Origin of the sequence: Nocardiopsis listeri (genome assembly GCF_020741345.1) — a bacterium.
Classification (GTDB): Bacteria; Actinomycetota; Actinomycetes; order Streptosporangiales; family Streptosporangiaceae; genus Nocardiopsis; species Nocardiopsis listeri_A.
This window is the reverse complement of sequence record NZ_DYZD01000212.1, coordinates 1-11,056: the sequence shown is the minus strand read 5'-3', so window position 1 is coordinate 11,056 and position 11,056 is coordinate 1. Positions and strand designations below refer to the sequence as shown.

At 70.1% G+C, this 11,056-nt stretch carries 7 protein-coding genes; 4 read left to right on the top strand and 3 right to left on the bottom strand.

Translation table 11 applies throughout. The annotated features are described in order from the left end of the window. The 3 genes from K8V84_RS11480 to K8V84_RS11470 all read right to left on the bottom strand — a co-directional run. The coding region (locus tag K8V84_RS11480; RefSeq protein ID WP_304074020.1) for a non-ribosomal peptide synthetase at positions 1-4,778 on the bottom strand (4,778 nt) is incomplete at its 3' end. Between the two features lie 65 nt (positions 4,779-4,843). Continuing rightward, positions 4,844-6,202: a serine hydrolase domain-containing protein gene (locus K8V84_RS11475; protein ID WP_304074019.1), complete on the bottom strand. Its 1,359-nt coding sequence runs from the start codon at positions 6,200-6,202 to the stop codon at positions 4,844-4,846. Positions 6,203-6,816: 614 nt separating this feature from the next. Continuing rightward, positions 6,817-7,059, bottom strand: a complete 243-nt coding sequence (locus K8V84_RS11470; RefSeq protein ID WP_304074018.1) for a hypothetical protein — start codon at positions 7,057-7,059, stop codon at positions 6,817-6,819. A gap of 275 nt (positions 7,060-7,334) precedes the next feature. On the opposite strand from K8V84_RS11470, the gene K8V84_RS11465 reads away from it, so the two are divergent. From K8V84_RS11465 to K8V84_RS11450, 4 genes are all read left to right on the top strand, one after another. Further along, on the top strand, positions 7,335-8,564 hold the full coding sequence (locus tag K8V84_RS11465) for a sensor domain-containing protein (protein ID WP_304074016.1): 1,230 nt from the start codon (positions 7,335-7,337) through the stop codon (positions 8,562-8,564). After that, positions 8,552-9,205, top strand: a complete 654-nt coding sequence (locus tag K8V84_RS11460; protein ID WP_304074014.1) for a response regulator transcription factor — start codon at positions 8,552-8,554, stop codon at positions 9,203-9,205. The genes K8V84_RS11465 and K8V84_RS11460 overlap by 13 nt, the downstream gene beginning before the upstream one ends. 243 nt (positions 9,206-9,448) lie before the next feature. After that, complete coding sequence (locus K8V84_RS11455; protein WP_304074013.1) at positions 9,449-10,075, top strand: TetR/AcrR family transcriptional regulator; 627 nt, start codon at positions 9,449-9,451, stop codon at positions 10,073-10,075. A 51-nt stretch (positions 10,076-10,126) separates the two neighbouring features. Then, a complete protein-coding gene (locus K8V84_RS11450) occupies positions 10,127-11,029 on the top strand; it encodes an alpha/beta hydrolase (RefSeq protein WP_304074012.1) in 903 nt (300 codons plus the stop codon). Positions 11,030-11,056: the final 27 nt, after the last annotated feature.

The following is an 11,056-nucleotide window of genomic DNA, read 5'->3' as shown; positions in this document are numbered from 1 at the left end:
GAATCGCCGCCCAGAGCGAAGAAGTCATCGAAGACCCCCACCCGCTCCACACCCAACACCGAAGCGAACACCCCGGCCAACACACCCTCGACCTCAGAACGCGGGGCCGCGTACCGGTGTGCGGTGAGCTCGTTCCAATCGGGTGCGGGCAGGGCGCGGTGGTCGGTCTTGCCGTTGGGCGTCAGCGGCACCGCGTCCAGGACCACGATGACGGCGGGCACCATGTGCGCGGGCAGTGTCGTGGCGAGCATCTCGCGCAGCGAGGCAGGGTCTGCCGACCCACCGGCGACGTAACCGACCAGCGCGCGGCCGCCCGGAGCGTCCTCGCGGACCGTGACCGCGGCCTGGCCAACGCCCGGGAGCGCGACCAGCGCGGACTCGATCTCTCCCGGCTCGATCCGAAACCCCCGCAACTTCACCTGGGAATCCGCCCGACCCACGTACTCCAACTGCCCGGCGACATTCCACCGCACCAGATCACCCGTGCGGTACAAACGGTCACCCGAACCGAACGGGTCGGCGACGAAACGCTCCGCCGTCAACCCCGGACGCCCCCAGTACCCCCGCGCCACACCCGCACCACCCACGTACAGTTCGCCCACGGCCCCCGGAGGGGTGCGGCGCAACAGCGGGTCCAGCACGTGCAGCCGCATGCCGTCGAGCGGCCCGCCGATCGGCATCGGGACGGGCACGGCCCCCGGCAGGGGGAAGCGGGTGGCGAAGGTGGTGGTCTCGGTCGGTCCGTAGACGTTGGCGATCCGCGTACCGGGGCAGGCCTCGACGACCCGCTCCATCGCCTGCGGATTGGCCGCCTCGCCACCGGTCATGACCTCGCGCAGGTCCTCGAAGCAGGAGGGGTCCTGGGAGGAGTAGAGGTTGAACAGCGCGGTGGTGAGGAACACCCCGGTGACCCCGTGCGCGCGCACGGTCCCGGCGAACTCCTCGGCGTCCATGCGTCCGGGCGGCGCGACGACCACGACACCGCCGTTCAGCAGCGGCGCCCAGATCTCGTAGGTGGCGGCGTCGAAGGCGTGGGAGGAGTGGAACAGCACGCGGTCGTGGTCGCCACCGGTCCACAGCCGGTCGTGGGCCAGGCGCACGACGTCCTCGTGCGTGACCGCCACACCCTTGGGCCTGCCGGTGGAACCGGACGTGAACATCACGTAGGCCAGGCTCCGGGGCAGGACCCGTGCCTCGGCCTCCGCCAGGGCCCGTGCATCGACCCGAGAGCGGAGCGGAGCGGACGCGGGCCCGTCCAGGTCCAGCACCGGAAGTCGGTCGACGCCCAAGACCCGTCCCCGCGACGGGGCGTCTGTCAGAACGCAGACCGCTCCGGTCTCCCGCGCCAGCCACGCGACGCGTTCGGCCGGATCGTCGGCGTGCACGGGCACATAGGCGGCGCCCGCGCGTGCGGCGGCCAGCATGGCCACGACCACGTGCGCCCCGCGTTCCAGCACGAGCAGCACCGGCGACTCGTCGCCCGCGCCGTGCGCGCGCAACCGCTCGGCCAGGGTGGCCGAGCACGCGTCGAGCTCGGAGTAGGTCAGTTCCGTGTCCGCCGAGGTGACCGCGAGCCCGTCGGGGTCGAGCGCGACCCGCCGTGCGAACGCCTCCGGGACGGTCTGCTCCGCGCCCTCGGGGCGGGTTCCCTCCCACTGCGACAGAGCCCGCTCCTGGGCGTCGGTGCGCACACCGATCCGGGCGACCGGCCGGTCCGGGTCCTCGGTGAGGGCGGTGGCGAGTCGGTGGACGCCCTCGACGAGCTCGGCGATCCGCTCGGGGTCGTACAGGTCGGTGTTGTACTCCAGGTCGAGTCTGAGCCCGCCCCCACGCTCCTCGAACTCGAAGACCAGGTCGAAGAGGGAGGAGGTGCGGGGCAGGTCGAAGGGCGCCACGTCCAGGCCGTGCAGGCCGAGTGCGCCCGTGTGGGCGTTCTGGAGCACCAGGAGGGCCTGGAAGACGGGTGTGCGGGACTGGTCGCGTTCGGCGACCACCGCGTCCACGACCCGGTCGAAGGGGAGTTCGTGGTCGAAGGCCGCCAGAACGGTGTCGCGCACCCCGTCCAGGAAGTCCCCGGCGGTGGCGCGGGGATCCACCCGGGTCCGCACCGCGACGGGATTGACGAAGAAACCGACGACGTCGTCCACCTGGTGGTGGTCGCGCCCCGCCGAGGCCACGCCCAGGGTCACGTCCGCGCTGCCCGAGGACGCCGACAGCAGGAGCTGGGTGAGGGCCGTGAGGGTCACGAACAGGGTCGTCCCCCGCTGGTGACCGAGGTCGCGCAGGGCGGCGGTGACCTCCGGCGAGAGTTCGGCGCGGTGGACCGCCCCTGCCGTGGTCCGGACCGCCGGACGGGGGTGGTCCGCGGGGACCTCGGCGGCCCGCGCGTCCTCCAACTCCCGGGTCCAGTACTCCAGGTGTTCCCGCTCGTTCTCCCGGGTCCAGCGGTTCCGCTCCCACGCGGCGAAGTCGGCGTAGTCCACCCGTGCGGCGCCGGCGCGCTCCGGGACGGTTCCCTCGGCCCGGGCGCGATAGAAGGCACCGAGGTCGCGGGCGAGGATGTCGACGGACCAGCCGTCGCAGGCGATGTGGTGCGCGCTGAGCACGAGGGCGTGGTCGTCCGCTCCCATGCGCACCAGCAGGGCACGGAAGGGCGAGCCGTCCTCCAGGTCGAAGGGGCGCTCCGTCTCGGCCCTGAGCAGTGCCTCCAGCCGCCGTTCCCGGTGCGGCCCGGACTCGGTCAGGTCGGCCCGGGACAGCGGGACCTCGGTCCGCCGGGAGGCGTGGACGTGCTGCACCGGCCCCTCGTCGGTGGAGGTGTAGGTGGTGCGCAGCGCCTCGTGGCGGGCCTGGAGGTCGCCCAGGGCCTCGTGCAACGCCGGGACCGACAGGTCCCCGCGGATTCGGTAGGCGCTGCCCGTGTAGTACTCGACGCTCTCGGGGTCGTGCTGGTGGAGGAACCAGAGGCGGCGCTGGGCCGCGGACAGCGGCAGGGGGCGGTCCCGGTCGACGGGCTCGATGGGCCTGGGAGCCTCCTCGCCGGTGATCCCCTCGGCGGCGACTCGGGCCGGCGTGCGCAGGGTGAAGATCGCCCGGCGGTCCACGCCTCGGCCCAGGCCGGCCTCGATCCGCGACAGGGCGCGCGCCGCGAGGATGGAGTCCCCGCCCAGGTCGAAGAAGTCCTCGTGGCGGCCGACGCGCTCCAGTTCCAGGACGCGGGCGAACTCCTCGGTCACGACGCGTTCGGTCTCGTCCTCGGGCGCCGCGTACTCCCGCCGGACGGCGTCGGGCGCGGGCAGCCGGTCGTGGTCGATCTTGCCGTTGGGTGTGGTGGGCAGGGCCGCGAGCACCACCACCACGGAGGGCACCATGTGGTCGGGCAGGACCTCCCTCAGGCCCCGTAGGACGGTTTCCTCCTCCGGGTCGGCACCGCCCGGCTCACCCGCCACGTAGGCCACGAGTCGACGGATGCCGGGCCGGTCCTCGCGCACCAGGACGGCGGCGTTGGCCACGTCGGGAAGAGCGATGGCGGCCGTCTCGACCTCACCGGGCTCGATCCGGAAGCCACGGAGTTTGACCTGCTTGTCGACACGGCCCCGAAACTCCAGGGCGCCGTCGGACAGCACGTGCACTCGGTCTCCGGAGCGGTACATCCTGGTTCCGGGCGGACCGAGGGGGTCGGGTACGAACCGCTCCGCCGTGAGTCCGGGACGGCCGTGGTAGCCCCGGGCCAGCCCCGCCCCGGAGATGTACAGTTCACCGCTGCCACCCGGACCCACGGGGCGCAGGTGATCGTCGAGCACGATGACCCGGGTTCCGTCGACGGCGTGTCCGATGGGCGGGACGCCATCGCCGGACAACGGCTCGCTCATGGTGGCGCACACGGTGGTCTCGGTGGGCCCGTAGCCGTTGAACACGTCGCGCCCGCGCGACCACAGCTCCACGATGGCCCCGGGGCAGCTCTCACCCGCGACCATGACCGACCGCAGATCACGCAGACCGGTCGGGTCCAGCCCCGGAAGCACGGCGGGGGGCAGGGTCACGTGGGTGATGCGGTGGTCGGCCAGGGTGCGCACGAGCGCGTCGCCCAGGAGCGCGTGTCGCGGCAGGACCACCAGGGCGGCGCCGTTGAGCAGGGCCATGCACACTTCGAAGAACGAGGCGTCGAAGCTGGGCGACGCGAACTGGAGCACTCGGGAATCGGGGGTGACGTTCATACGGACCCGCTGGGTCCGTGCCAGGTCCTCGATGCCTCGGTGGGTGACCAGTACCCCCTTGGGGCTGCCGGTGGAACCAGAGGTGTAGATGACGTAGGCGACGTCGTCGGGCAGGGGCCCCGCACCCGGGAGCGAAGCCGTGGGCTCCAACCGATCGGAGTCCACGGTGGCCACCGCAGAATCGCCCTGCCAGGGTGTGTCCGCGCCGGTCACGACCAGGTTCGCCCCGGAGTCGGCGAGCATGTGGGCCAGGCGCTCGTCGGGGTAGGCGGGGTCCAGCGGCAGATACGCGGCGCCCACCCGGGTGATCGCGAGCAGGGCGACCACGAGGTCGGCCCCGCGCCCTAGGTGGACTCCTACGCGGTCCCCGGGCACCACGCCGGAAGCGACCAGGCCCCTGGCCCGGCGATCGACGAGGGCCCCGAGTTCGGCGTAGGTGAGGGTGAGCTCCTCCGACACCAGGGCGACGGCTTCCGGTCTCTCGGCCACCCGCGCGGCGAACAGGGCCGGAAGGGTACGGGTGGGCTGGTCGGTGCTGGGGGAGGCATCGGCAGACAGCACGTTCACTACTCCTGTGTGGGGCGGCCCGGGGACGGACCCGAAGTGGCTGGAGGACGGATCGGGGCTCAGGCCCGAGAACGCACGGGAGCGGACGTGCGTCGCAGGACGCGGCCGTTGTACTGCATGGACGCGATGGTGGAGGGATCGTCGGTCGCACGCAGGAAGCGGCCGTCGAAGGACATGCCGCCGAGATCGCCCACCGTCACGGAGAAGTACAGGTCGGTGCCGGCGACGAGCGGCCCGGAGAAGCCATTGGAGAGGGTGAACCACAGGGTCCCGTCCCCCTGGTGGGTGACCTCGACGGCGAGGTCCCCGTTGGCGTAGTGCCCGGTGACGTCCACGCCCGTATTGCGGGGTCGACTCACCGGCGTGCGCTGCCGGTAGTGCCCCACGTCCAACCCGAGGTCGCTCAGCCCGGACACCAGGTCCTCCCACAGCCGGATCCCGGTGGTGCCGTTGGTGGTCAGAGCCACCGCGACGCGCCCCACCGGGTCGACACGCAGGTTGCAGGTCCCGCCGTCGAGCGTGCCGTCGTGGCCGTACCAGAAGCGATCCGTCGCCAGGTGGAGGGCCCAACCCGCGCCCCAGCCGTCGGCCAGGCCGAAGGGGTCGGCCGAGGGGACGGCTCGGCCCATCTCATCGAGGATCGCGGCGTCCGCGATATCGCTCTCCAGCACCGCGTCCTCCGGAGCCATGAAGGATCGCGCGAAGTCGACCAGGGTGGTCGCGCTTCCACCCAGACCACCCGCCGGGGTCAGTTCGGGCTCGATGTGGAAGTCCACCGGCTCGGTGAGACCGGTGGTGGTGTCCACGGCGTGTCCGCTGACCAGGTCGCTCGGTGCCTTGGGGCTTCGCGCGTCGTGCACGAAGGCGAGGTCGAGGCCGGTGGGCAGGGCCAGGTAGGACTCCAGGGTCTCCCACCAGTCCTGGCCGGTGACGGCTTCCACGATGTGGGCCGCCAGGGCGTACCCGCTGTTGGAGTAGGAGAAAGCGCTCTCGGGGGAGCCCACCGATTCGCTCCGCAGGAGGGAGGTGGCGTAGTGGCGCAGGGGTTCGGCTCGCACCGGGTCCGCTTCGTGGTCGGAGACGAGTCCCGCCGTGTGGCTGAGGAGCTGGCGCAGGGTCGTGACGTGTGCGGGGTGGCCGGTGGGCAGGCCGCGAACGTTCAAGTGGTCGGTCAAGGCCGCGTCGAGATCGAGGTCGCCGTCCTCCACCAACTGCATGACCAGGGCGGCGGTGAAGATCTTGGACACCGATCCGTAGGCGAACCGGGAGGCCGGACCGACCGGCCGCCCCGAACCCGTGTGCTCGACCCCTTCGGCCAGCTCGTACAAGGTCCCCTCACGGTAGACCGACAGCTGGGCCCCGGGTACGGCGTGCTCACGGACCAGGCTTCTGAACAGGCCAGACAGCTCGTTTTCCAAGATCAACTCCTAAGAATAAAAGCTTGAAATACTTGCAACCCGGGCCACACATAACGCCCTGTGTCCACAGGGAAAGCATCAGTACCGCGAACTGATACTTACCTACACCCCCACCCCATGGCAAACCATACGGCCAAGACCTTAATACACCGGCCAGAAGCCGATAAAATTGGAACCCAGTTCACAAATCCGCGCGAGAAATACTCTCCAGGATAAGCCGAATCAACATCGACCGGACGCTCACGAGACCGCCACGACCAGCCAAAATCCCTTCCCATGCAACACCGGCCAGAGCAACCTCAAAGACGAACCACCCGCAAAGCAAAACCCCCTACCCGCGTTCACTGGTATCACTAAAAGGAGCCGAACAGGGGATCTTCTCGCAACATGAAGAATATTCACAAACGCAATCGACCTCGTAAAATCACACAGAGCTATATTTCGAGAGAGTAGGGCTACCAGAAGCAATGGCCGCATCCGGCCATTCCATTAACAAAACGAAGACAACTGGTAACAACACAAAAAAGGGCGAGAGAAGATCTCTCACCCTTTGCCAATTCCTCGGTCAAGCCGAGCGCGTGGTTCCCCGGCGGATGCGCGCCTTCGGCCCGGCCTCAGCCCCGGTGACGGAAGTGGTCCACGATCAGCAGGACGATGCACAGAACCGTCGCCAGGCCGAACGCCAGACTGATCAGCGCGTTGAATCCGCCCAGGGAGGTGACGGCGTTACCCGCCGCGCCGAGGATGAGCAGTGTCCACAGCACGCCTCGGAACGCCGCACGCCGCCCCTTGCGGGTGACGTCACCTCGACGCCCCTGGTCGGCGGGGGTACTCGAAAACCTGTAGGGGTCGGTCATGTCGTGTTCTCCTGTGGTCTCGGCCGCGCGGACGGACGAGGGACAACCGTCATGACGGCCCGTGGGCTGGGCACGCACACCACCTTAGGAACCCCCCGTCCCACCATCCATCCCGCTGTCTGCCCGCCCGGGGTACAGCAGGCTGTACCATCCGTTCGACCCGAACCGCCGCCGGGTCGGGCGGGTAGGGTTCAGCCGTGCCCCCGCAGGAGACGAACACACCCCCCGGTCCGGCGACACACAGCGGTTCGCCCTCCCCCGTCCGGAACCTCACCGTGACCGGGCTCCACAACATGTTCCTCAGCCTGGAAAGACTCTCGGGAGGGCTGCTGACCGGGTTGGCCGCGCTGTTCACCCTGCTCTTCCTGGCCGCGGTCGCCCTCACCTCCTTCCTCGGGATCGGTCTGCTCCTCGTCCCCGCCGCCCTGCGCCTGCTGCGCACGGTGGCCAACTGGGAACGGGACCGGCTCCTGCGCTGGGGCACCGAGATCATCCAGCCCTACGGCGACGAGGTCCCGCGCGGCCCCCTTCGGGCACTGGGCTCACTCCACGACGACGTCCAGGTGGGACGTAATCTCCTGTGGCTTGTGTGTCACTCCTTCCTCGGCCTGCCTCTCGGCCTGTTCGGGGTCCTGCTCCCGATCATCGCCGTCCGCGACGTCACCTTCCCCCTGTGGTGGCACCTGTTGCCGCCCAACACGGCGGGCGCCTCGGTGGGGCTTCCCGTGCACAGCTGGCCCGGCGCCCTGGCCGTCGGCTTCCTGGGCCTGGCCTGGTGCGCCATCATGTTCGGCCTGAGCCCCGCGTTGGCACGTGTCCAGGGCCTGCCGGGCAAATGGTTGCTCGGATCGCGTTCCCAGGCCGTCCTCACCGAACGCATCCACCACCTCACCGCGACACGGGCCGCCGCGCTCCAGGCCCACACCACCGAGCTGCGCCGGATCGAGAGGGCACTGCACGACGGCGCCCAGAACCGGCTGGTCGCCGTCACGATCCTGTTGGGGACCGCGCGGCGGGCCGTGCGCACGTCCCCCGAGGGGGCCGATGACGCCCTGGAACGAGCACAGAGCGCCGCGGAGGACGCCCTGGCCGAGATGCGCGGACTGATCCAGAGCATCCTCCCGCCGGCTTTGGAGAAGAGGGGCCTGGAGGGCGCGCTCAACGCGTTGGCCGGTGGCTGCGCGGTGCCCTGCACCGTGGAGGTCCATGGCCTGAAGCGATACGCCTCCAGCATCGAGGCCACGGCCTACTCCATCGTGGCCGAGGCCATCACCAACATCACCCGACACAGCGACGCCACGCGCGCCCGGGTCAGCGTCACCGAAAGGAAGAACACGTTGCGCATCGACGTCCATGACGACGGCCGTGGCGGGGCCGGTGAGGGAGCCGGCACCGGTCTGGCCGGGATCCGCACGCGGGTCGAGGCACACGACGGGTCGCTGACCGTGACCAGCCCCATCGGTGGGCCGACCCACCTGCACGCGGAGCTGCCGTGCGCATCGTGATCGCCGAGGACGACACGCTCCTCAGGGAAGGGCTCGCCGCGCTGCTTCGGGGAGAGGGGTTCGAGATCGCCGCGACGGTGGGCGATCCCGACGCCTTGATCGACGCCGTGACCGAGAAGGCACCGGACCTGGCCATCGTGGACGTACGCATGCCGCCGACCCACACCGACGAGGGGGTGCGGGCGGCGATCCGCATCCGTGAGATCCACCCCGGCATGCCGGTGCTGGTGCTCTCCGCCTACATCGAGCAGTCCTTCGCCAGCGACCTGATGGCCGTGAGCGCCTCGGGCGTCGGCTACCTCCTCAAGGAACGGGTCGGTCGGGTGGACCGGTTCCTTGAGGCCCTGCGCCGGGTGGCCAAGGGTCAGACCGTGATCGACCCCGAGGTGGTCACGCAACTGTTCGCGCACCAGAACGCCGACGAGGCGCTCGGCAGGCTGAGTCCTCGCGAGCGCGACGTACTGGCCCTCATGGCCGAGGGCCTGGGCAACGCGGCCATCGCCGAGCAGCTGTTCGTGACCGACGGGGCGGTGCACAAGCACATCCGCAGCATCTTCGGCAAGCTCGGTCTCTCCCCCGACGACAGATCGGACCGACGTGTGGCCGCGGTGTTGCGTTACCTGGACTCCGAACGCGCCTGACCCGTACCTCGGGTTCTTCGATGCGGGCGCGCGGCCTTGCCGCTCGCGGCGCGTGGAGTGCTTCGTCAACACCGCACGCCACCTGGAGGAACGATCGGGCGGTCGGCACGGAGAACCGTTCACCTCCCCAAGCCCCTCCCATGTGTGCGTCCACGCCCGCATCCGACCGTTTCCCGGGTTCCACCCGCCCGGTGACGCGTCGTCCTATTCTGTGTCCCGCACACACACGAGGAGGGCTCAGACGTGGTCGGGATCCGCAGACAGCGCCAGGAGCGCACCCGTGAGGCACTGCTCGACGCCGCCGCGACGGTGTTCGCGAGTTATGGATACGGCGCCACCTCCATTCCACGGATCGCGCACGAGGCCCGGATGTCGACCGGAGCGATCTACTCGAACTTCAGTGGCAAGCAGGAGCTCTTCCTGGCCGTGGTACGACGCGTGGTCGAGGCGGGCGCGGCCTCTCGTCGGCACCACGCCGACGTCACCGCCGACCACGACGAACTGATCGCCCGGATGGTCACCAACTGGACCTCCACCATCGAGACCGCGCCCGACATCGTTCTCCTCATGGCCGAATTCTGGCTCTACGCGCTGCGGCATCCTCCGTTGGAGGAGGCCGTCGCACGGCTGTTGGCCGATGTGCGGGCCAACCTCTTGACGAACATCGTCGACGCCGGCGTGGTGGCCGACTCCGACCTGGCGGAGCGGATCGCCGGCGCGGTGCAGGCCATGGCGTACGGATACGCGATGCAGCGGTTGGTCGACGAGAACTCGGTCTCGCCGGAGCGACTCGTGGAGTCGGTGGGCTGGCTTCTGCGCGGCGCCGTTCCGCCCGCACAGGGGGTTGTGGCGGCCACCACATCCAAGTAGCCTCCGGTTTCAGAGAATGATCATTCTCTGAAATGCGACATGGAGGACTTGATGGGAGAAGGCACGCAGAAGACCTCTGATCCCGGCGGTCGACCCGACGACGCGACGCTCGAACGGTTCCGACATGACGGCATCGAGGTCGCGGTCCGACGTGCCGGTGACAGCGGGCCCGGTGTCGTCATGCTCCACAACGGCGGCACCTCCCACGGCATCTGGCGGCACCAGATCGCCGACCTGTCCGCCGACCACCGTGTGGTGGCCATCGACCTGCCGGGATTCGGGGCCTCTCCCATGCCGCCCGAGCCGATCGACCTCGCCGCGCACGTGGACCTGGTGGCGGCCCTCGTCCGGCACGACGACCTCTCCCCCGTCACGCTGATCGGCAACTGCATGGGGTCGACCATCGCCGCCGGGGTCGCCGCCCGCGAACCGAAGAACGTGCGCGCGCTCGTCATGGTCAACCCCCTGACGGACGCGACGTTCCGCCGCGGCGGCCTCGGGATCTTCATGGCTCCCAGCAAAGCCTGGTCACCGGTGACCGCCCCGGTGCGGGCGGCGCTGCGTCGGATCCGTGTCCCCCGCGTCGCCGTCCCCCTGGCGCTCCGGTTCCAGTTGGGTCCGGCCGGTATCCGCGCCGGACTCCACCACGACCCGGAACTGACCGCCTGCATGCTCCGGAACGACCAGACACCGGCCCTCGCCGACGTCCTCACGGACCTGCCCGTCGGCTACCGCATCGTGCGCGGACCCGACGGACCCCCGCTGTGCACCATCTGGGGCTCCCGCAACCGGGTCCTGTCACCGGTCGCCGGGGTGCGCCTCGACGCCCTGCTGCGCTCCGAACACCGGGTCCTCGTCCGCGACGCGGGCCACATGCCCATGCTCGAACGCCCCGAGACGGTGACCCAGGAGATCCGTTCCTTCCTGGACGACGTCGGCTCCCCCGCCCAATGACCCAGGAGGTGCCCCCGATGACGGGAC

Coding starts and splice junctions, on each gene's coding strand:
- K8V84_RS11450 (WP_304074012.1), top strand. CDS start 10,127: ATGGGAGAAGGCACGCAGAAGACCTCTGATCCCGGCGGTCGACCCGAC.
- K8V84_RS11470 (WP_304074018.1), bottom strand. CDS start 7,059: ATGACCGACCCCTACAGGTTTTCGAGTACCCCCGCCGACCAGGGGCGT.